General features: G+C 59.2%; 19 protein-coding genes and 2 pseudogenes. 7 read left to right on the plus strand and 14 right to left on the minus strand.

Annotated elements, in window-relative coordinates:
- The first annotated feature begins 109 nt into the window (after positions 1-109).
- A complete protein-coding gene (locus tag U5A56_RS25295) occupies positions 110-1,060 on the plus strand; it encodes a LysR substrate-binding domain-containing protein (protein ID WP_321925116.1) in 951 nt (316 codons plus the stop codon).
- Positions 1,061-1,231: 171 nt separating this feature from the next.
- On the opposite strand, the gene U5A56_RS25300 is transcribed toward U5A56_RS25295, so the two are convergent.
- The 4 genes from U5A56_RS25300 to U5A56_RS25315 all read right to left on the minus strand — a co-directional run bounded on the left by U5A56_RS25300 (position 1,232) and on the right by U5A56_RS25315 (position 4,312).
- Positions 1,232-1,825: a malonic semialdehyde reductase gene (locus U5A56_RS25300; protein WP_321925117.1), complete on the minus strand. Its 594-nt coding sequence runs from the start codon at positions 1,823-1,825 to the stop codon at positions 1,232-1,234.
- 44 nt (positions 1,826-1,869) lie between these two features.
- Positions 1,870-2,406, minus strand: a complete 537-nt coding sequence (locus U5A56_RS25305; RefSeq protein ID WP_321925119.1) for a cupin domain-containing protein — start codon at positions 2,404-2,406, stop codon at positions 1,870-1,872.
- Between the two features lie 80 nt (positions 2,407-2,486).
- Positions 2,487-3,596: an alcohol dehydrogenase catalytic domain-containing protein gene (locus tag U5A56_RS25310; RefSeq protein ID WP_060067715.1), complete on the minus strand. Its 1,110-nt coding sequence runs from the start codon at positions 3,594-3,596 to the stop codon at positions 2,487-2,489.
- A gap of 134 nt (positions 3,597-3,730) precedes the next feature.
- Positions 3,731-4,312 (minus strand): amino acid synthesis family protein, encoded by a 582-nt coding sequence (locus U5A56_RS25315; RefSeq protein ID WP_321925121.1) that lies wholly within the window; start codon positions 4,310-4,312, stop codon positions 3,731-3,733.
- A gap of 120 nt (positions 4,313-4,432) precedes the next feature.
- Between U5A56_RS25315 and U5A56_RS25320 the strand changes: the two genes are divergently transcribed.
- From U5A56_RS25320 to U5A56_RS25340, 5 genes are all read left to right on the plus strand, one after another.
- Entirely contained in the window at positions 4,433-5,281 is an 849-nt protein-coding gene (locus tag U5A56_RS25320; RefSeq protein WP_321925123.1) for a fumarylacetoacetate hydrolase family protein, read from the plus strand.
- Between the two features lie 28 nt (positions 5,282-5,309).
- Positions 5,310-5,873, plus strand: coding sequence for a VOC family protein (locus tag U5A56_RS25325; protein WP_321925125.1), 564 nt, complete (start codon positions 5,310-5,312; stop codon positions 5,871-5,873).
- Positions 5,874-5,950: 77 nt separating this feature from the next.
- The gene (locus tag U5A56_RS25330) at positions 5,951-7,384 is read left to right on the plus strand and encodes an aldehyde dehydrogenase family protein (RefSeq protein ID WP_321925200.1); all 1,434 of its coding nucleotides are present in this window, start codon (positions 5,951-5,953) and stop codon (positions 7,382-7,384) included.
- Positions 7,385-7,474: 90 nt separating this feature from the next.
- Positions 7,475-9,088, plus strand: a complete 1,614-nt coding sequence (locus tag U5A56_RS25335; protein WP_321925127.1) for a bifunctional 3-(3-hydroxy-phenyl)propionate/3-hydroxycinnamic acid hydroxylase — start codon at positions 7,475-7,477, stop codon at positions 9,086-9,088.
- Positions 9,089-9,234: 146 nt separating this feature from the next.
- Positions 9,235-9,930: a GntR family transcriptional regulator gene (locus tag U5A56_RS25340; RefSeq protein ID WP_321925129.1), complete on the plus strand. Its 696-nt coding sequence runs from the start codon at positions 9,235-9,237 to the stop codon at positions 9,928-9,930.
- Positions 9,931-10,010: 80 nt separating this feature from the next.
- Here U5A56_RS25340 and U5A56_RS25345 read toward each other — a convergent pair whose 3' ends face one another.
- From U5A56_RS25345 to U5A56_RS25370, 6 genes are all read right to left on the minus strand, one after another.
- Positions 10,011-11,141 carry a porin gene (locus U5A56_RS25345; RefSeq protein WP_321925131.1) on the minus strand — a complete coding sequence of 377 codons (1,131 nt, stop codon included), beginning with the start codon at positions 11,139-11,141 and terminating at the stop codon, positions 10,011-10,013.
- 472 nt (positions 11,142-11,613) lie between these two features.
- Positions 11,614-12,894, minus strand: a complete 1,281-nt coding sequence (locus U5A56_RS25350; RefSeq protein ID WP_321925133.1) for an MFS transporter — start codon at positions 12,892-12,894, stop codon at positions 11,614-11,616.
- 194 nt (positions 12,895-13,088) lie between these two features.
- Positions 13,089-14,291, minus strand: a complete 1,203-nt coding sequence (locus U5A56_RS25355; RefSeq protein WP_321925134.1) for a cytochrome P450 — start codon at positions 14,289-14,291, stop codon at positions 13,089-13,091.
- Between the two features lie 4 nt (positions 14,292-14,295).
- Positions 14,296-14,784, minus strand: coding sequence for a flavodoxin domain-containing protein (locus U5A56_RS25360; RefSeq protein WP_321925135.1), 489 nt, complete (start codon positions 14,782-14,784; stop codon positions 14,296-14,298).
- Entirely contained in the window at positions 14,768-16,030 is a 1,263-nt protein-coding gene (locus U5A56_RS25365) for an FAD-dependent oxidoreductase (protein ID WP_321925137.1), read from the minus strand. The genes U5A56_RS25360 and U5A56_RS25365 overlap by 17 nt, the downstream gene beginning before the upstream one ends.
- Before the next feature lie 104 nt (positions 16,031-16,134).
- On the minus strand, positions 16,135-17,631 hold the full coding sequence (locus U5A56_RS25370) for an APC family permease (protein WP_321925139.1): 1,497 nt from the start codon (positions 17,629-17,631) through the stop codon (positions 16,135-16,137).
- Positions 17,632-17,997: 366 nt separating this feature from the next.
- Here U5A56_RS25370 and U5A56_RS25375 point away from each other — a divergent pair, with 366 nt between their 5' ends.
- Positions 17,998-18,771 (plus strand): helix-turn-helix transcriptional regulator, encoded by a 774-nt coding sequence (locus U5A56_RS25375; protein ID WP_321925141.1) that lies wholly within the window; start codon positions 17,998-18,000, stop codon positions 18,769-18,771.
- 84 nt (positions 18,772-18,855) lie between these two features.
- Here the strand turns inward: U5A56_RS25375 and U5A56_RS25380 are convergent.
- The 4 genes and pseudogenes from U5A56_RS25380 to U5A56_RS25395 all read right to left on the minus strand — a co-directional run.
- Positions 18,856-19,039 (minus strand): annotated as a pseudogene (locus U5A56_RS25380) (IS110 family transposase); the annotation flags it as partial.
- A 696-nt stretch (positions 19,040-19,735) separates the two neighbouring features.
- Positions 19,736-19,954 (minus strand): annotated as a pseudogene (locus U5A56_RS25385) (transposase); the annotation flags it as partial.
- A gap of 83 nt (positions 19,955-20,037) precedes the next feature.
- On the minus strand, positions 20,038-21,366 hold the full coding sequence (locus U5A56_RS25390) for a hypothetical protein (RefSeq protein ID WP_321925143.1): 1,329 nt from the start codon (positions 21,364-21,366) through the stop codon (positions 20,038-20,040).
- Positions 21,367-21,468: 102 nt separating this feature from the next.
- On the minus strand, positions 21,469-22,593 hold the full coding sequence (locus tag U5A56_RS25395; RefSeq protein WP_321925145.1) for a porin: 1,125 nt from the start codon (positions 22,591-22,593) through the stop codon (positions 21,469-21,471).
- Positions 22,594-22,717: the final 124 nt, after the last annotated feature.

Below are 22,717 nucleotides of genomic sequence, written 5' to 3' on the forward strand. Positions count from 1 at the left end.
GTGTTACGCCAACTTTATTCGCCACGTACCGTTAAAACAAACGATTTGTTCGCACCAACATGTGCAAAAATCTCACTCGTCGATCTCACTGCTCACCTGGACACGCATCATGCGCCGCACGATCCCCTCTACAACGGCCTTGTCCGCATTCGAGTCCGCCGCTCGCCACCAGAGCTTCACGAAAGCGGCGGACGAGCTCGCCGTCACGCAAAGTGCGATCTGTCGTCAGATCGGCGTGCTCGAGGCATTTCTTGGCGTGAAGCTGTTTCGGCGCACCCGGCGCGGCGTGACACTGACCGAAGCCGGTGCGGCGTACAGCCGCCGTGTGGCATCGAGACTCGATCAGATCGAATACGACGCGCTGGAGATGATGGCGACGGGCGGCAAAGGCGGTACCCTGGAGCTCGCGGCCGTGCCGACCTTCGCAACCCGTTGGCTGCTGCCGCGCATGCCGGCGTTCATCGATACGCATCCGGACATCACCGTCAATCTGACCGCCATGCCGCGTCCGTTCATGTTCGATGCGACAGGATTCGACGCGTCGCTCCACGCAGGCCCCGCTCCCTGGCCCGGTACGGCCGGCGATTTGCTGATGCAGGAAAGCGTGATCGCGGTCGCCAGCCCGAAGCTGGTCGCGCCGCGCATCCAGCCGACCCGGGTGGACTGGCGGCGCTATCGATTGCTGCAGCAAAGTACGCGACCGTACGCGTGGCGCGAATGGTTCGCGGCGCAAGGACTCGAAATGGAAGGCGACCTGTCCGGACCGCGTTATGAACTGTTCTCGATGCTGGCCGAAGCGGCATCGAGTGGAATCGGAATCGCACTGATTCCTCGCCTGCTCGTCGAAGACGAACTATCGCGCGGGACGCTGGTGCAGGTCGGTCGCTACGAACATCCGACCGGGAATGCGTACTTCCTGATCTACCCGGAAGCCAAGGCGGAAAGCTCGACGCTGGCGGCGTTTCGGGAATGGCTGAGCGGCGAAGCGCGACGATACAACGAGAACATTGCGCACATGGCTCAATCACGCTGCGCGCGACATCACCGGCCCGCACCGTGACTGCATGTGATCGAAACGGCGTTTCTCAAGTGTGCGGAACAACTGAAGCGCATGGGTGACTGACTGGCTTCGCCGCCGCGCCCCACACTGAATTCGCTACACGCTACTATCGCGACGGTGTCGATCGCATGAGCAAGCGCGGCCCGGATAACCGATCGCCGCGCGGATGACCTACAGAATCTCGCATGCCTCGTCGAAATCGAGCCGCGGGCTGCGGGGAAACAGCCCGCCCGAATCGCCATACCCGAGGCAGCAAAGAAAGTTCACGCGCAATGCCGTTCCTTCGAAGAACAAGTGATCGACTCTGGCCGCGTCGAATCCAGAAAGCGGCCCGCAGTCGAGACCAAGCGTCCGCGCCGCCATGATGAAATAACCACCCTGCAGCGAGCTGTTGCGAAAGCAAGTATCTCGTGCCAACTCCGGTTGCTCGATGAACATCTTCCCTGCACCCGGTCGATGTGGAAACAGCTTGTCGAGCTGCGTGTAGAACGCCACATCCTGCGCAATGATTGCAACGACCGGCGCGGTACGCACTTTCGCGACGTTCCCCGGAGAAACGGCCGACAACAGCCTGTCGCGCGCTGGCAGCGACCGCACGAACACGACGCGCATCGGCGAGCAGTTCATGCTCGTCGGGCCCCATCGGGTCAGTTCGTACAGATCACGCAGCATCGCATCGGGCACCGCCTGGTCCAACCACGCGTTCTGGCTGCGTGCGTCAGTAAATAACTGCTGGCGCGCGCGGGTATCGAGCGGCTCGCTCATTCCTTTTTCCTCCAGATCGACTATCGAAAGACCATGCGTGCGCATCACGTGCGCGTCGCACCGACCATGAAAAACGCCACGGTCGCCGGGCTGTTCCCCTTGTTGCGCCATGCGTGGCGCGTGCCGTTCTGCACGACGATATCCATCGGCCCGAGCCGCGTCGCCTGCCCATCGTCGAGCTCCAGCCAGATCTCGCCCGACAGCACGATCGCATAGTCAACCGTTTCGGTCGCATGCATGCCTGGATGGTCGGGCTCGAACGTCGCTGCGAGATCCGGCATGCGCGCGACACATTCGTTTGCCGCCGCTGCGGGATCGAACTGTGGAGCCGCCATGACCTTATCCGGCGGAAAGGTTACGACCAGGAGGCTGGTCGCGCCGGCCGGCGGAATCAGGGTGTCTTTTCCGATCGTCGGATCGGCCGCCGTTGCCAGCGACGGAGAAGCCGCAGTCGTCCACACCTGCGCGAATGCATGCCCGGGGATGAAGTCGAACAGGACAGTTCGGGGTGTCGGGCCATCGGAAACCACGACGGATCGGCCGTGCGGATCGCGGCCGGTTACCACGCGTCGAATGTGCATGAGTTGCCTCGCTGAAAGGAAACGCTTTCGGCCGACGACACCCCGGCGCCGATGTGGTGCAGAAGTGTCGCCGATGTGCGTTACGGACAGATCACGTAGTTGCTGAAGCCGCCGTTTCGGTTCTCGATCCCGCCCAGCGCGACATTGATGTCCTCCAGCTTGAACGTGCAGTGTTCGAAGACCGACAGATCGACGACGCCGGATTCGACCATGTCCGCCATTTCCTGTCCTTGCCCGGCCGTGAACCAGGCAGAGCCGCTCAGGCGCTGGTCATTGTCCATCATGTAGTGAAGATTGACCGGCACGTCGCCGGCAACCGCGCCGATATTGACGAGATGGCCGCCGCGGCGCAGCGTCTTCAACGATTCTTGCAGCGTCGTATGCGGCGCGCCGGGCCCCAGTGCGTCAATCACCGCATCAACACCTTCTCCACGCGTGATGCGCGCCGCCCATGTGTCGACCGGTTCGTCGTCGAGCGCCAGAATCTCGATGCGATCCGGCGCAATTGCCTTCACGCGCTGAAGCAACTCCTTGTTGCGTGCGGTACCGAGAATCTTCCGCGCACCAAGCGCGAGCCCGAACAGTGCAACCCCGATACCGAGCGTCCCGCTGATGCCGTTGATCAGGATCGTGCTGCTCGGCCCGACTTCCGCCTTCTTCAGCGCACGATAGGCGGTGCCAAGATAGCCGAAGCGCGCTGCGGTCTCATGGCTCAGGTTCTCGGGTATCTTGACCAGACTGTATTGCGGCGCGGTCATGAACTCGCACAGCCCGCCGTACGGATAGTCGTCGAAGATAACCTGCGATCGCTGGCTGAACCCGAAATAACCATTGAATGTGTAGTACGGACAGGCCGTGGTATCACCCGAGCGGCACGCGCGGCAACCGCCGCAATAGCGTGCCGGATTCACATAGACGCGGTCTCCCACGTTGAATGCATGAACCTGACTGCCGACTTCCTCGATCACACCCGTCGCGTCGAGACCGAAAATCGCCGGCAGCCGGGGAAGCGGCAGGTGGGGAAACCATTTCTGCCAGTTGCTCAGCACGTTGCCGAGGTTGGGCACGATGCCACATGCCTTGACTCTCACCAGCACGTCGGTCGGCCGCGGCGACGGCACCGGAATATCCTCCACCACCATCGGTGCGCCGACATCGTGCATCCGTGCTGCTCGCATCATCTTCGTCATGTTTGTCTCCTGTCCGTCACTCTTCGTGTATTCACAACACACATTCACCGGCCCGGTCATCTGTCTGCAACTCAAGCCAGGCTAAATGCATGATATCAATTTTTATGCACAAAAATACAAATTCCGCCTGAACTTCATCGCAGGCCGTCGAGACCCTTGACGTCCGACGCCGCGAGGCCGCCCAGTCGCGCATGCACGCGCCCGCCCGTCGCCATCGCGAGTGCGAACGCGATCTCGTTGCGGCGCGGGCCATCCCAGACGGTCACCTCGCACGTGCCATAGTGACTGCGGACATAAGACGCCTGAATATGGCCCAGCGGTACCATCAGGCGCGTACCGACGCCGCCGATCGTCTTAGCCGACGGCACCATTGCCTTCGGCTGGCCCAGCGATTCCCGCATCGCCCAGCCGCCGGCTTCGTGCCATACGGCGCCATGCTCGAGTTCGCCATCCTCGCCGACGATCGCGCCCTTTCCGTATGCCTGGACGTTCTCCGCGCCGCCGAGCAGCGCCACGATGCGTGACGACAGGTCATGCCCGAGTTCGCGCAGCGCTTGCATGAACGACAACAGGTCAGGCTCGTACCGCCCCGCATACGGATTCGCGACGATGGCTGTCGCGACCGCGACCCGCAGCGGCTCGCTCACGCGCCCCCCCCCTTCGTGCCAGACCTCCTCCAGGTCGAGCTTGATCTTTCTGACATTGACCAGCGGCATCTTTCTGCTCCACGGAAATTGTTCGGATCGCCGGGAGCCAATTTGTGCTCCCGTGCTTGCATTATATCCATTCAGATGTAATATGCACAAAAACATGTTTTGTGCCCAAATGGAGGAGCAATGAAACTCGTGTCGTATCGCCGGGCCGGCAAGGCCGCTTTCGGTGCAATCAAGGAAGAAGGGATCGTCGATCTCGCGTCGCGCTTGCCCGCGCTGGCCGATCTCGCATCGCTGCTCGCGGATGACGCGGCGCTGGAGGAAGCACGCCGGCTCGTCGCCGCGGCCACGGATTTCCCGTTGGCCGAAGTCGAGCTCGAGCCGGTCATTCCACGCCCGAACAAGATCATCTGCGTCGGCATCAACTATGTCGCACACGCCGCGGAAGCCGGGCGCATGGTCGGCAAGTACCCCGTCATCTTCCATCGTTACGCGGAAACCCTGTTGCCGCACGGTGCGCCTCTGATTCGTCCGACCATTTCGGACAATTTCGATTTCGAGGCCGAACTCGCGGTCGTCATCGGCCGCGGCGGTTCGCATATCGCACCGGAAGACGCGATGAGCCACGTAGCCGGCTATACGTGCTTCAACGACGCCAGCATCCGTGATTGGCAGTTCCATACGCACCAGTACGGGATGGGCAAGAATTTCCGCGGCACCGGCGCGCTCGGCCCGTGGCTCGTCACGGCCGACGAAATTCCGGACTACCGCGAACTCTCGGTGCACGGTCTGTTGAATGGTGAGCAGATGCAGATCGGCAAGCTGTCCGAACTCGCCTTCGACATTCCGGCCCTGATCGCATACGTATCGCAGGCGCTCGACTGGCAGCCGGGCGACATCCTCGCGACCGGAACCCCGAGCGGGATCGGCTTCAAGCGCCAGCCGCCGGTATTCCTGAAGCCCGGTGACACCTTCGACGTGGTAATTCCGGGGGTCGGCACGCTGTCGAACCCGGTGACCGACGAAGCGTGAGCGATACTCGAACTATCAGGAGACGATCATGGCAGCATTGCCGAAAATTCAGTTCACCCACTGCGGAATCTTCTGCAGCGACCTCGACAGGATGGTCGACTATTACCGCAAGGCACTCGGGTTCGTGATCAGCGACAAGGGCGTCGCGTCGACCGGACACAATCTGTACTTCATGACGCAGGATCCGGAAATCCATCACCAGCTCGTGTTGTTCGATGGAAAGCCCACCGACCTCCCCTTCAATCCGGTCAACCAGCTTTCCTTCCTGCTCGACTCGCTGGACGATCTGCGCACGTATTACCAACGCGCGAAACGCGCGGGCATCGCCGGTATCGAGCAAGTCGATCACGGCAACGCGTGGTCGATCTATTTCAAGGATCCTGAAGGCAATCCGATCGAACTCTACGTTGACAGCCCGTTCTTCACCGCGCAGCCTTGTCGCGAGCCGCTCGATCTCGATCTCCCGAGCGCTGAAGTCCTGAGACGGACGGAAGCGATGTGCCAGCGCCGCCCGGGCTTCCTGACGCGCGACGCATGGATCGCGGCAATGCGCGAACGCATCGCCGCCCAGCGCACCGCGTTCGACGAATAGACATAGCAATCCGCTGCGTCCGCCGCGTTCGACAGCAGGCGGACGCCACCCTGCAAAAATGGGGGAGATCACTGGTCATGAAGTGCAATCTGATTGGCGGGTCGTGGCGCACCGGCGCCACTTCACGCCGCAACATCAATCCGTCCGATCTCGACGACGCAATCGGCGACTATGCGTACGCGGATGTCGAGCAGGCACACGAGGCAATCGACGCCGCTTGCGACGCTCAACGCGGCTGGCGGGACAGCGGCATCCAGGCCAGAGCGAATGCACTCGACGCGATCGGCAGCGAATTGCTCTCGCGGCAGACGGAACTCGGTACGCTGCTATCGCGTGAAGAAGGCAAGATGCTTGCCGAGGGCATTGCCGAAGTCGCGCGTGCTGGGCAGATATTCAAGTTCCACGCCGCCGAAGCGGTGCGCTCGGGCGGCGAGTACCTGCCGTCGGTCAGGCCGCTCGTCGACGTCAGTATCACGCGCGAGCCGGTCGGTGTCGTCGGCATCATCACGCCGTGGAACTTCCCGATGGCCATTCCGGCCTGGAAGATCGCGCCGGCACTGGCGCACGGCAACAGCGTCGTCTTCAAGCCTGCGGACCTCGTCCCGGGATCCGCGTGGGCGCTCGCGGACATCATTCACCGCAGCGGCATTCCGCCCGGCACATTCAATCTCGTGATGGGGCGTGGAAGTGTCGTCGGCAATGCGATGGTCGCCTCTCCGAAAATCCACGCGATCTCGTTCACCGGATCGGTCGACACCGGGCGGAACCTGCTGCTGCAGGGCGCGCGCCAGTTCAAGCGGATGCAGCTCGAGATGGGCGGCAAGAATCCGCTCGTCGTCATGGACGACGCGGACCTCGACGTCGCCGTCGACTGTGCGATACAGGGCGCCTATTACTCGACCGGGCAGCGCTGCACCGCATCATCCCGTTTCATCGTGCAGAAAGGCATCTACACGCGCTTCGTCGCCCGGGTTGCGGAGGCGCTCGAGCAGCTCCGCGTCGGGCATGCGCTCGACGCCGACACGCAAATCGGGCCCGTTGTCGATAGCGAGCAACTGCGACTGGATGAAGCGTACGTGGATATCGGCAGAAATGAAGGGGCGACGCTGATCTGCGGCGGTGCGACCGTCGCCCGCAGCACACGAGGCCATTTTCTGACACCGGCGCTGTTCTCCGATGGGGCGCCGAAGATGCGCATCGCGCGCGAGGAGATCTTCGGCCCGATCGCGTGCGCTATTCCGGCGAAGGACTACGACGAGGCGCTGGAGATCGCGAACGACAGCGAGTTCGGATTGTCAGCCGGCATCTGTACGACGTCTCTGAAATACGCGGCGCATTTCAGGCAACACATGCGCAGCGGGATGGTGATGGTCAACGTGCCCACTGCGGGGGTCGACTATCACGTACCGTTCGGTGGCACGAAGTCGTCGAGCTACGGCCCGCGCGAGCAAGGCCGATACGCCGCCGAATTCTTCACGACCGTCAAGACCGCCTACACGAAGGCATACTGAGATCAGTCGGGCGACGGTCCGGTGGACCCGCCCGCACCGCGGGGCGAACGTGATCGCCTCTGGCGGAACGAATATGAACATGGAGGAGATGTGGACTTCGATTTGATCATTGTCGGTCTCGGCCCGGTCGGTGCAGTCGCCGCCAACCTGGCCGGTCAAGCCGGCCTGCGCACGCTGGTCGTCGACAAGTCGCTAAATGTATACGACAAGCCGCGAGCAATGGGATTCGACCAGGAAATCATGCGGATCCTGGCCAACCTCGGGATCGCAGACAGGATCGCGCAATACGTGATGCCGTACCGCCCGTCCGAATACCGGACGACTGACACGCGGGTGATCCGCCGCATTGACGCGGCAGCGCCGCCGTACCAGCTCGGCTGGGCGCCGAATTACGTGTTCATGCAGCCGCAAATCGAAGGGGTCCTGCGCGACAATCTCGCCCGCTACCCGTCGGTCAGGGTCGAGCTCGGTGCAGAAGCGACTGCGGTCGAATCACACGACGATGCCGCCTCCGTGACGATCTCGCTAGCGTCGGGCGAGCAACGCACGTTCACCGCAGGCCATGTGCTGGCCTGCGATGGAGGAACAAGCCCGATCCGTACGCGGCTCGGCCTGGACATGGAGGATCTCGACTTCGACGAGCCATGGCTCGTCGTCGACGTGATGCTCAAAGACGGTGCCGGCGAGAGCCTGCCGGCAACTAACGTGCAGTATTGCGAGATCGCGCGCCCGTCGACGTTCGTCGTCGGCCCCGGCCGCTGCCGCCGCTGGGAGTTCATGATCAACGCGGACGAGACGCCTACCGAGGCCTGCCGGCCCGAGTTCGTGAAAAAGCTGATTTCGCGCTGGCTCGCCGAAGACGAATACGAGATCTGGCGTGCATCCGCCTACCGGTTTCACGCGCTCGTGCTGCGCAACTGGCGAGCCGGGCGGATATTTTTCCTCGGTGATGCAGCGCACATGACGCCGCCGTTCCTCGCGCAGGGAATGTGTCAAGGCATCCGGGACGCGTCCAATCTCGTCTGGAAGCTCGCGATGGTTACGCGTGGCAACGCCGGCACGGCACTGCTCGACAGTTACCAGGCTGAACGGTTGCCGCACGTCAAGCGCACGACACTCGTGACGAAGGAACTGGGCAAGCTGATCTGTGAACGCGATCCGGTCGCAGCCAGCGCGCGCGACGAGCTCTTGCATGCGGAGATGGCCACCAATCCGCGGGGAACGGTCCGGCAATCGTTGATCCCGGGGCTGAGCGATGGCTTTCTGTCCGCTTCGAGCGACGGGCCACGCGGGCTGCTGTTCCCGCAACCACGCGTGCGGACGTCCGCCGGCGACGAGCGCCTGCTCGACGACATGACCGGCGCCACCTTCCGGCTCGCGGTGGACGCACGTACCGATGCGGCGACCGTCGCGCAACTTCGGCAGGCATGCAATCACCTGCAGCATCCAGCGATCCGATTCGTCGCGATCGGGCCCGACGCGCCCGCGCCCGATGCCTCGCCGGATACGTATCAGGACGTCAGTGGCGTGCTGACCGGCTGGATGGCGCAACACGACTGCCGTGTGGTTCTCGCCCGCCCCGACCACTATGTGTACGGTGGTTGCCGTGAGCCGCATGAGGCGCTTGCGCTGCTCGACGAGCTCGTGGGCGCGCTAGCGACCAACGGCTCGCAAGCACTTGAGGCGCCTGCAACGAGCCTTTGATCCGGAACGCGCATCATGTAACAGCCTTCAGCGCTCGGTGCTTTGCCCGAGCGCTTTTTTTGTCCGACGAGCCTTTCGAGTCAATCTTGCATAGAAGCGAGCTTTGCGCATAAAATTACCGCATTGACAATCCGGAATGCCACGCCATGGATTCGACACCTGCCTCCAATGGTGCCCCGCTCATCGATGTTGCTTTCGCGCGGATGAAAACCTCGATCATCCGGTGTGAACTGGAGCCAGGCACGCGCCTGAAAGTCGAAAGTCTGTCGAAGACCTACGGTCTCAGCAGTTCACCGATTCGCGAAGCACTGAACCGCCTCGCGCAGGACGGAATCGTGCAGGCAACCGAAAATCGCGGCTTCTGGGTCGCACCGATCAGTATCGACGACTTCAAGGACATCACGCGGCTGCGCATCCTGCTTGAACACGAAGCGCTGATGGATTCCATCGAGCATGCCGACGACGACTGGGAAGTTGCCGTGCTGACGGCGTTCCATCGGCTGAGTCTCGCCGAAAAACGGATGGGTACCGGCCCTGTGGCCCTCGACGACGACTGGTCGGAGCGCCATCGCGCCTACCATATGGCGTTGCTGTCCGCGACGCCAAGCCCGCTGCTGCTGAACATGGTCGGATCGCTGTTCGACCGCGCCGAACGCTATCGGCGCTACTCGGCACTCCATCGGACGGAGGAACGCCACAAGGGTGCGGAACACGAGGCGCTGATGAAAGCGGCGATCGGACGGGAAAAGGACAAGGCAGCGAAATTGCTGCGCAAGCATATAGAAGGAACGTTGACTCGTGTTGCCGCCGCACTGGAACGGCAATTGGGATCGGTGCAGTAAGTCGCGCGCAGTGCCCCGATACTGCGTCTGCGAATGCACCCCATTGCGACGGCGACTCCCGCCGCCGTCGCACGGATCAGTCAGAACATCGTTTGCATGCCGATCCGGCCGATGAACTGCGAGCGACTGCTCGACGGGCCGAACGTCCCGTTGATCGACGCATTCGCCCCCCCGTTCGTCAGCTGATACACCGATTGCAGATAGACGGCCGTCCGCTTCGACAGATGGTACTTCGCAACGGCCCCCCATTGATGGGCGTGATTGCGGTCGACAACCTCGTTCCCCCACATATAGGTGTAGGCGAGGCTCGTCGAGAACGCCGGCGTGAACTGATACAGTGCGCCGACCTCCGCCGCGTTGACAACCGCGCCGTTGTGCGTATTGCGCGTGTCAGTGAACAGTGCCGTCAGCAGCAACTTGTCGCTGCGATATTTCGCGTCGAGCCCGTAGTTCCTGATGCTGTCGCCGAGCAATGACGCATAACGCACGTCGGTATAGGCCGCGCCGAATGCAAACGCGCCAGCACTGTAGCTGGCACCGAAGCTTTCCGCGCTGTTTTGGCGGAAATCCCCGGCCACGCCGCCGAATGCGTACATTCCGCCGAACCGGAATCCTCCCAGCAACGGACTCGTGTACTTGACCGCGTTGCCAAGAGGCGTGTCGCCGTTCATGCGGTCAAAGTCGAACGCCTCGTTCGGCGGAGAATCGGGAATGCCGAGCTTCGCAAACGGACCATCCCGGAAGCCGTAGAATCCGCCGCCATACATCGCCATATCGGCCCCGACATCGGCGAACAGCGTGTCGACCATGAAGTCGTACTGGCGTCCGAGCGTGAGTTTGCCGAAGCGCGCGTTATCGAGGCCGACCCATGCATTGCGCGCGAAAAGCCCGGTTCCGGTACCGCTCCCGTTGCTCTTCTGAGCGACAAGATTCCCCTGCAGCGTGAACTGCGTCACCAACTGGAACACCGCGCGGGTGCCGCCACCGAGATCCTCGGTCCCGCGAAATCCCAGCAGGTTGGGCAACGCGATGCCGTCGTCGAGCCGCCATGCAGGGTGGCCCGACGTATTGCTGATGTATGACACACCTGCATCGAGCAAGCCCCAGAGCGTCACGCTGCTTTGCCCATAGGCACACGATACCGGGCCCAGAGCCGCTGTCGCGCAGGCAATTGACGTAATGACCCACCTTTTCACCGTCGTCTCCTCCATACCGTTTACGAAGTCGCCAATGTGCACAAGAAATGCCTAAGCTTATTTTTTGTGCATATTTATATTCTTTGCGCACACTCTACACGGCTTTGCAAGACGCAAAACTCCGTGTTTACGCGTGAGTGCGCTGCAGCATGAAGACGCACGGCGACGTCGAAGCTGCAGCTACTCCACGCGCTGCGGCGGTCGCTACGTGGCACGTCAATGAAGTTGCAAAGGGCCAGCGATCAGCGTCCGGGGGGCGCAGGCCGAGGAGCGAGGCTTCGCTTCGAACCGTGATGGTCTTTCAACGCTGCACGTGTTCGCGACTCAATGACTTAACGGTCACGATGGCGGCGAGTTCGTATTCCGCGATCGCGGCAAGTACGTCCTGCCCGGTTGCGGTGTCGCCGCCGGGTCGCACGATCCCATCAACTCCAGACCGCGATCTGAAGCGGGAAAAGGTTAGGCGAATCGCTGGAGTGGATGGCGGTCATTCAGAAACTGGGGGGCTATCTCGATGTGACGAGCCAGGATGTTGGCCGACTACGGTTCTACCCGTAGCAGGCAAAAACGCCAGTTGCCCGCGCGATGGAGCTTTCAGTGTGCATAGGGTCACCAACCCGAGCACGGAGGAAATACACCCGATAGAGAAATCTGCTCGTATGCCCATATGATCGACGATCAACCCTCCCACGGCGGACCCAATCGCGATGGCGACTTGAACAACGCAAATGAAGAGCGCCGAACCGACTTCGGGGCAGTCAGCGGCATCGTGCTGAGTCCAGATGCTGAAGCACAACGGGATTGCACCGAACGCTACACCCCAGAGCGACAATGCTGCCGCCTCGCCGATTCGCGCGTGATCCAGTACCACCATCAGCAACAATGCGAAGAACAGCAGAGCCGTCGCGATCGCGGTGGCGACTTTCACGCGGCCATCCATCACCGCCGAAAGCGCCACGTTTGACACGAAGCCGACAATTCCAAACACCATCAGCAGCGTTGAAATCTCCGATACCGAAAAGTCCTCTCCAAGACGAGGTTCTAGGTACGTATAGGTGGAAAAATGCGCGCCGAATACGAACGCCACCATCATCAGGCTCAGACGAACGTGCGGCCGGCGCAGCAGCGAAATGAAATCCTGAACGCCCACAGTGGATTCAGGTGTGAGCTCCGGCACAAAGGCGACTTGTGCAAAAAGCGCTACCGTTGCGAGGACACCGGTCGCAATGAACGATTCTCGCCAGGATGCGAGCGTAGCGATCAGTGCCCCGAGCGGCACGCCAATGACAGTAGCCGATGCAACTCCTCCCAGGATGCATGCGATCGCACGGGCCGCATCCTGGGCTTGCACCATGCGCCCCGCCGCCGCGGTCGCGAGCGTCCAGAATCCTCCCAATGCGATCCCCAATAGTGCCCGGCCGGCAAGCATCGTCGTGAAGTTCATCGAGTATGCACTGACGAAGCTTGAGCACGTCAGCAATCCGGTTAATATTAAAAGTATGTACCTCCGATCCCATTTTCCAGCAATAACCACCGAGATCGGCGCGGCTAAAGCAGCCATCACACCGGGCAAGGTCATCATCAGGCCCGCTGTCCCGGACGTGACATCCAGATCCAGAGCGATGTGCGCCAGAAGGCCGACCGGTAGAAATTCACAGGTAACGAACGCAAATGCGCTGACCGCGACGGCAAATGCGGCGAACCATTGGTGTCGTGAGGTTGGGACATCGCCGGGAAACGTCCCGGACGAGCTACTATTGGAAGGCATGCTATCGGGGCGCGGATGAGGAATGATAGAAGCAACGGACGATACGGTCGACAGAGTGCGCGATGACAACGCCGAGCGGGTCGCCGATAGCGGAATGAAGGGAGCGTCCCAAGCAGTTGTGGCACGCGAGACGCTCCTCGATAGCTAAATACGCACGATCAGCGAGCATAGCCCGCATTGGGTCCTTGGTCGCTTCAGGAAAATCGCAACGGCAAAGTCAAATAGTTGCGAATGCGATCGTCGTGCTGGACCGTAGGAGAACCGGCAAGCTCCACGCGTGAATAGCGTTCCGCTATGGCTGACAAGATCACTTCGATTTCGACGCGACTGATCAATTGCCCTGCGCAGCTGTGCGTCCCGATGCCGAATGACAGCATCTGGCTTTCACGCATCGAGCGAGTGTGGTCGAATTTGTTCGGCTCCTCAAAAACATCGGGATCCCGATTAACTGCCGCAGTCATGAAGCGAATGACGCTATTTTCTGGGATCACCGTTCCTCTGATCGTAACTGCGGCCTTGTTGTACCGTGTGAAGGAAATCTCTGGCGGATACAGGCGCAGGAACTCGTTGATCATCGCCTGACGGCTTTCGGGAGCAGTCTTGTAGAGGTCGAAGAGTCCTGGTTCACGCGTGAAATGCTCCAACGCTGACGCGAGCACGTACGCCGGATTGGGTGCACCGGAGAAGAAAAAATTGACCATGGCCTGCACAACCTCGGCTTCGGTCAGCTCTCCTCGAGCTTGTGCCTCGATCAGTGCATCAGCGAGACCGTTTCCGGGATTGCGACGCTTCTCGGTAACGAACGAGTTGCACCGGTCGAACAGATATTTGAACCCCACCACCGCATCGTCCAGCTGCGCTTTCGTTGACGCTGGAGACTGAGCCATGACGATACGCAACCCGTTCTCTACTACCCCTTCGATATCGTCCTCGGGGATGTCGAAGACGCGACACATCGTGACGTGCGTAGGCACGACACAAATATTGTGGTGAGCCTCGACAACGCCATCTCGTGCGACATTGTCCAACGCGTCGCTAACCAGCTCCTTGGTATGCTTCGCCCACTCCGCCACCATCTTGGGCGTAAACCACTTGTTGAAGTGTCGCCGCAACAGCGTCTGCCTCGGCGGGTCGTAGAACAGCACACTGTCCTTAAACACATGCCAAGGGTGGGGCTTCACCCAGTCCGGCTCTTCCATGCTCATCGCGGGATGCTTGGCAAACTCCACGTAGTCGACATACTTCGAGACGACGAACTCATGTTCGCTGATTCGATACACCGGCGCTTCGCGCTGCAGTCGCTCGTACCACGGGTACGGGTTGTTGCGAAATGCTGGGTCGGCCCACGGGAGGTAAGGATCTTGCAGAAAATCCCCTGTTGCGTAGCTCGTCGACATTACCTTATCCCTTTATCGCAGCGATGATATTTTCGGACCATTCCGTTGCAACTTGGTTTGCCGGCACTCCTTTCGATGCGTTGTGCCGGCCCGTCTCACCAATTCGAGTGGCACCACATAAGACGAGCATTTCGGTTAACACGTCGACGGCACGGTTGTAATTCGTGTAGGTGGAATCTCCCAACCCGAACGCGGCGAACCTCATTGTGTCCAGGTTCGGACGTGTTTCGACAAGCGCACGATAAAACGGTTCCGTCGTTTCCGGCATGTCCCCTTCGCCATACGTGGAAGTAACAAAGATCGCCAGCCTGGCCGCCTCCAATTCACTCACATCTTGTTCCGCCATCGATTTGACGATGCATGGCAGACCTTTCTCCGAAAAACACATCGAAATATCGTCAGCGACCATCTCCGCGTTTCCGCTTTCGGTGCCGAATAGAATCAGGATAGATGCATTCATTTCATTACGCTCTTGTTCAACGGGATACTTCAAGGTTCAAATCGCCCCTTGCCACTTTCAGCAAGAGTTCACGATCGGTTATCTTCTTACGAAGCCTGTTCGGTCCCGCCGCGTTTCGTTCATATCGGTCGACTTCCAGCCAACCCGCGTAGCGCACGTAATCGACTGGCAATTGCTCACCGAGTGCGACTAGTCCACGCCGACCGACCTGCAGCGCGCCATCCCGCACCGCCGTGACGATTTGTGCAGCCACGGTTTGTGCATCCTTGCGATTGGCTGCGACTCCCCCCTTCCCTCCGTTCTTCACCCAACCGACCCGGAAGACATTCGGCGCACTCCATGCCCCGCATCGAACGCCAATATCTCCAACCTCATCCGTGAAGCCAATGGCGGTCACGACCGTGTCTACATGGAAACTCACGATGCCGTCAGCCTTCGAGCACCCTCGCAAAACACTCTTGGTCCCCAATGCATCGACCTGCACCGGCGCACATTCGAAATGGAAAGCAATCTCGACCGGCGGTTCAGCGGTCACCGTGCGTCTCGCGGCGTTCCGCACTATCACGGCCTTCTCGCTCTGGTCGTCGTCCGAAAGACCTGATGCAGACACCTTTACATGGTCAAGTGCGCAGAGCTCGCTCAACATGGAAAGGTCGAATTTCGCTTCGGCGGCGTTAGACCTTCCGATAAGGTGAATGCGTTGGAGTTGACCGGAGCGAAGCATCGACACCCGGTCGTCATCGATATCGGAGTTGTCGAATTGTTCGATGCGCTTGGCCAATAGTCGTGCAACGTCGACGGCTACGTTCCCGTGCCCGACGATCGCCAACGACTCTCCCAATGAGTGAAATCGACCGCCATCATTAGGAAGCCGCGGCTCGGGATAGCCGTTCAACGCACGCAGTATTTCTCCGGCCCCAACGACATTCGCTCTCGGATCTTGCGGCACCGGGAGAGCCAGGTCCCTGGCGAGCCCCGTCGCGATGGCAACGACGTCGAAACTCTGCGTCAATCGCTCGAACGGCAGGTCTCTCCCAATCGTCACGTTTCCGAAGAATTTGACTCCGTCGCGTCGAAATAGCCGATCGAACTGCATCGCCACCGACTTGGAACCCTGATGGTCAGCGGCGATGCCGTAACGCAACAGGCCGAATGGCACCGGCTCGGATTCGAACACTGAGACTTCAGAATCCGGCCAGGTCTTTCTCAACGCTTGCGCGAGGTAGCACCCCGACGGGCCGCTGCCCACAACGGCAATGGATGGGCTGATGATGCTCATGAACGTACCTGGAATGGTCTCGTGGAACAACTGTGAGCCGAGGACTGCGCTGCTTCGCAACTGACAGCCGCGCTAATGCGATCCACCTCTGGCCAATAAACACGTCATTGGGAGACGACAAGAACAATCTCACCGTTCGTGCCGCTGTCGAGCGCTGCAACGTCAGAATTGCGCCCTAGCCGCTGGAACACGTCCGGTTTGGCCTTCCTGAAGTACACCGCCAGTGCCATTCCGAAAATCTGCACTGCACACAGACCATAAAGCATCCACGTGCTTTGACCCGGTTCTCCGCCAACCAGCAGCTCGAAGTGTTTACCGACGACAACGACAAGCGCGACGAACATAACCGCGGAGATGGCAGGAGCAATACATGCCTTGAAGACACCCGCACCGATGAATCGCCCCTCGCGGAAATACCAGACAAGGCACGAAACATTCACGACCGTCATGAGGATCAGTCCACCGGCGGTACCAACACCGGAGAGTCGACCGTAAAGCAATTCCGGTTGTGCTCCAGTGACGATGAACGGCAGCAGAACAAGCAGGGTCAGTGTCGAGACCGTAACGGACGAACGATGCGGAGACTGATGCTTCGGGTGAATCGCACTCAGGTACTGCGGAAATGCGCCATCAATGCCAAGATTGTGGAGATACCGTGTCAAGACGTTGTGAATGGATAGGCTGGACGCAAACGCTGACGTCAACACCAGAATCGCGACCGGTGTCCGCATCTTCACACTTACGAACCTGTCGAAAGCACTCTGAAACATCGTCTCAGGTGATTTCGTTGCCACCGAGATCACATCGTGCCCGTACACGCGAATGAGCGCGTAAGCGCAGAACGTGTACAACAGACCGATAAAGATCACGGCACCGAAAGTCGCTCGCGGAATGGTGTTGTCCGGGTCTCGTACCTCATCGCGGAACAACGCGGTCGCCTCGAAACCCATAAAAAAAGAGACCGCAAAGAGCATCGCAAACGGAGTGTTCGCATTGAACAGCCCTGATGACGAGAACCCGGCGCTCTGCAAGTCGTTCGGTGGGTTACTGCCAAAAACGCCCGCACAAAACACGAGGCATACAATGACTTCCGCAACCATTACCCAGGTCAGGAACTTCGCGGATACCTCGATGTGCAGATAGCCGAAGATCGCGATGGCCAGCCAACATGCGAGCGTAAAGTAGTACCAGGGAAAGGCTGATCCAGTCAGCGTACGCTGCAGTTCCGCAGACGCAACGCCAAAATAGGCAGGAACGCCGGCGAGGATGATGAAGTACGTGATCGTGGCAAGCAGCCCCGCTCCAAGGCCAGCACTCTTCCCCAGACCATGCGTGATGAACGCATAGAAGTCACCGGGGCGCTTCGCAGCCTGGTTGAGCGTCAGATATCCCAGCGAGAACAGCATCAGCATCACCATCGTCGCAACAAAAATGATGGGGCTGGCTGCACCGCCATACATCAACGCGACCGGCACGTATCCCGATACTGTCGTGAGAGGGGCCGAAAAGGCCAGCACACTGAGTGCAAGGCCGAAAGCGCCCATATTTCCAGTGAGTTTATTTCGCTTTTCGGCATTCGCCCTGTAACCGTCCGTACTCATTCGAGCCCCCTTTTCTGCTGTGCGTGAATTCCTCGGCATCCAACTTCCGTCGCGCTTGCCGCGGAAGCCATGGACTTGGTACCCGAACTGTATCCAGCAAATTTAGGACGAACATCCTCCGAAAGTATTTATGAGACGCCTCAAGCTGGCGCACCGTTCGCGATTGGTGCGCGATGCACGATCAACGTGCAATGACGCGCTTTCAGGTCGTGCGTCTACCTCTACGGCAGCACCCGGACACTTCGCCGGATTAGTCGCCACCGCCACCATAGACGGGAGCGTGTGACCTGCCGGTCCTCTTGGTTCGGTTCTTGCATCCCATCGCTGAACATAGCGCTAGCAGCCTTTTCGCGTAGGCTGCGCAAGTTGAGCCCCGAACTTTTCGGCTTTCATCAGACAGGTCCGGAAAATTATTCTTTGTCTATTCCACTTGGATACACCATGCGATATCATTTAAACGACGATTGCAAGGACTTCGCCAAGCGGACCATTGCGTTTTCCCAAACCCTTCTGGAATCGTCTGCCGCTATCTTTACCTGGATTGACGCCAGTCAGAAGATTCCACCATGCACGGAACATGGCCTCGGCGACGCGATGATTCGCGACTATTACCGAGATTTCAGAGAGTTCGACCCGATCTCCCCTGACTTTCTTTTGTCAAATAGGTCGTCGGTCGTTACTCTAAGAAAGATCGCCGACAATAGATTTAGAGATTGCCACATCCCATACGCACAGTTCATGGCGCGGTACGGGTTTGTGGACGAGGCCGCCTTTGTCTTTTGGCAGGACAATCGAGCCATCGCTTTTCTAAACGTTCTAAAAAGCAGGCGCGACAGAACGCTCGACAATGAATCCGCCCTCCAGGAAATGCATAGCTATATTCAGTACAATCTTATCGGATTGGATTCGATAAAGACTCATCGACGCAATCGGAAACTCACCGAACATTATCTATTGACATCCCGCGAGCTAGAGATCGCCAACTTGATCGCGAGTGGACTTTCCAACAAGGAGATCTGCCAAGAATGCCAAATCGAGCTGGTAACGGTCAAAACACACGTGGGAAGGGTGCTGGCAAAGCTCGGATTGAATACGCGGTCGCAAGTCGCGTCATTCCTGCACTCGATAACCGCAAATTGATCGTTGCAACTCTGCCTCGTGGCAGCGAAGTCTGATGCGTGAGGTCCATTGCGGCTCAGTAGGAGGGTGCCCCGATGTGTTTCGTCAAGCGTTAGGGACTGACTTGGGTTGGTAAATGGTGCCGTCGCGCAGCATGGCGAACAGAACGCCGCAGCGTCGCCATGCGAGCACGATGAGCGCTTGGTTATGACGCTTGCCTTGCTGGATCTTGCGGGAGTAATAGGCCCGTGAGACCTGGGTCCCGCAATGCCGCGAAGGCGGATAGGAACGCGTTCGTGGCGAACACGCGTACGAACGTGTTGCCACTGCAGATCAAGCGCCATGCTCCAGGCACCATACGAACGCACGCGGCCCGCTGAACCTACAAGCTTTCACAATACCGGCAACTTGGCACGCTACGGTTTCGACAGCTCCCTCAAATGTACAGACGCGAAACCGGGTCCGATTTGGCACGTTCAGTGGTGTTCCCGCCGCGTGCTCTGGCAGTTGCCGCTTCCATGCCATGATCTGGCGTTGGAGCAGGCTTTCTTCATTTTCGGCTACGCTCGGTCGAGCTCTGCCCTCCATTCCACGCGTCGAAACTCAAGCACGCAACTACTTGTCCGAGGCTATAGTACGTAACCAATCTGCTTCGGTCCGACTCAACATTACGAGATCCACGATCGGAATCCGTCTGACAAGCAGAGACCTCTGTTGAACCAATCGGATGACGATTTTGCAGCGATCGTCGGAATATCTTTCGCATGACTCGATTCCTTGTTGAGGCCACTACTGAGGGCTCACCATACTCGGCGTCAAAGCGCAGTGGTGGCGGTGATTTACAAAGCGTGAAGCACCATGATCTGTCCAGGTCGAATGACGGATCGCTCGATGCCAATCACAACGACATCGGAACGACGACGACTCAGGCGACGTCGACAATCTACGCATCTTCTGTAGCGATACCCGACGCCCCTTGCTTGGCCAAGGCTTCTGCCAATAGCTTCCTTAGTCGATCGTTCTCGGCCTCAAGGTCCTTCAACCTTTGCGATTCGATGTCGTCCTTGACACCGAACTTCGCCCGCCAGGAGTAGAAGGAGGTATCGCTGAAACCGTACGTCCTGCACAGATATTGGACCGCCTCGCCAGCCTCGGCCTCTCTCAAGAAGCCGATGATTTGCTCGTCCGTAAAGCGCTTCCTCATCCTCACATCTTCCTCGATAGTGACCTTCGCTAGTGTCAGGTTGCCTCGCGCTCCGGAGAACAGGTTAGTTTGTCACGTGCCCCCTAGCTCGAGGCAGCATGTGACGACATTCCCCTTCCTCGATTGGAGTACGATTCGATACCAAGAAAGAGGATCGCCTGGACAAGTACTGACACAGGTGTCGCCCACTGGTACAACGACGGGAAGAGCGACGCGTTACCGATGCATACTCCACAGAGGGTTGCGATCAGGCATGAGCTTAATCCCGTCCATCGCCAGTTTTTGATCACTTGAGGCATCGCATCGGACACGTCGCGGGATCGCGCAACCCAGAACTGATCGACGAGAAGCAACGTGACGAGGCAAGCCATGGACATACCGATATAGTTCAGGGCACTCGCGAGCAATTGCGTACCATCTGATATCAGCACGGTGGCCGCAACGGCGCAGAAAACAACGATGACGACCCTTCTGCTGACGGAAACGCCAAATAGATGCTCGACTGCGTTGACGAAGGCAACGGTGCCTGAGTAGATGTTTCCGAGATTGATTCTGAGCTGAGTCGTACAGGCGAAAATGATCCCCCCTGCACCCAGCAACGAAACGAAATAGACGCCAGGATTGCTTTCCCGCATCTTGACAGCGAACCAGATCCCCAAGACCCCGGTGATCCCATAACAGAACGCGGGAAACAACGCTCCGACAAACACAGTCCCTGCTCGGAGTTCTTGTTTGCGGACAAATCTTGCATAGTCGGCCGTCACGAGACCTACGATGAAAGCGAGACCGTTAACAATGCCCAATACTTCAAGCAGGCTCGTGAAGGGGTCTGCCGCAAGCTGAATCTCCGGGAGCGACGCTCCTGCAACTGGAACACCAAGCGCATTTCTTATCGCCCACACGACGAACACAACAAACAGCACTAGGCTTATCGTCTGGAATCTTGCGAGGACCTTCATTCCCGACCACACAAGCGGTAACATGACGAAGACCAAGCAGACATATATCAACGCATGAGGAACCTCTGGAAGGAGAGCCTGTAGCGAAGCCCCCATGATGCTGGCTTCGGCAACGAAGTAAGTGAGGCAGGCCACTCCGTAAGCCAGGCTGAACAATCCCGCTCCACGATACCCGAGCACGGTTCTGGCCCAGATATTGATGCCAAATCCTGTCTCGATAGATCGGCGAACAAGCAGCACACCGACAAATGTCGAAATGCAGTATCCGTAAGCCAGTCCGATTAGCGCTGCGACTACGCCATACCTAACGGTAATGATCGACGCAATCTGAGCAAAGAAAAGCGCGGTCGCGATACCTAACGTAGCGAAGAATATGCCCCTCCAACTGGTCCTTGCATCTTCAGGGACCGGACTGGAGGCGTAATCCACATCGGAGTGAGTTGAAGCCGGCATACAGAAATCCCAATACGCTCAACGAAAAGGAGCAACGCGGCGCCGCGAACCTCACGAAGGAATCGCCCTCGTATCGGTCCGCGGCGCCTCGTGTAGATCGCTTCAGAACTTGTGCCGCAGGCCGACGGCTACAACTTCTTGCGTGCTTTTGCCCGCCGCAATTCCGTACGAACCGATGGAAGCCTCGGCGGCACCTTGGCCGTTCTGCCCGCTCGCGTGCTGATACCCCGCGAGCGCATAGACGTCGGTGCGCTTGCTCAAGCTGTAGTCGGCCCCGATATTTACTTGGTGGTACTTCGCGGACGAATCCCCCAGCGAGCGCGTGTAGTTGTAGCCGGCGATCAGCAGAAATGCAGGCGTCACCTGATACTGGGCGAAGATCGAACCGTTGTGATACTTCTCGGATCCGGTGAACGTCGACGCGGCATCCGACGCGTACTGCGCGTAGCCATATGCCGCGCCGACCGTGAACGGACCCGCGACGTAATTGGCGCCGATCCGCGCGATATTGATCGACCGGGCTGACGCATAAGCCGCGTTTACCGGCGAATTAAACAGCGAGTCGGACGAGGATGTGCCGCGATTGCCTAACGTTGCATTGCCGTTGTCGATGTGGAGAACGCCGCCACCGACGCTGAACGACGTGCTTTGATAGCCAACTGCTGCGCTCCACGTCTGCCCCGACCCCGTGGATCCAGCGACGCCGCCAAGCGCATACATGACCTCGGCCGAAACACCCCCCCACGATGGACTCACCCATTTCACGGCGTTGTTGAACCGAGCACTCGAGTCGTAGTTGTCGACGTCACCCGGCGTAGCGAACCAGCCGCTGTAAACGTCGGCAGTCAACTGCTGTTCGAGGTCCGTCAGGGGGTCGTACTGACGACCAAGCGTCAGAGTGCCGTACGGGCTCGAAATGCCCACGAACGCTTGTCGGCTGAACAACTTGCCCGGTGTCGCAAGCGCACCGTTCGTGCCATCAAAGCCGCTCTCGACCGTAAAGATGGCCGAGAGCCCGCCGCCCAAATCCTCCGTTCCCTTCAATCCCCACAGAGACGCTGACAGATTGCTGGGCAACATTCTCACTTGCGAGCTCTGCCCGCCGCTGTTGTGTACGTACCCGACACCCGTGTCGACGATCCCGTAAAGCGTTACGGAACTTTGAGCCTTTGCTTGCGAAAACGCTACGATGCTCAGCGCGGCCACTGCGATGACTTTCTTTTTCATATCCCCCCCAATATCAGAAGTTAATTTCACTAGGAATACTGATTAACTTAATTGAATTCTTTAGTCGGTGCTGGCCGTTTTCAAGATCAACAATCTCTCACCGGTGGAGCGCAGCTCCCACGAC

Source organism: Burkholderia sp. BCC1998, from assembly GCF_905339875.1.
In the GTDB taxonomy this organism is placed as follows: domain Bacteria; phylum Pseudomonadota; class Gammaproteobacteria; order Burkholderiales; family Burkholderiaceae; genus Burkholderia.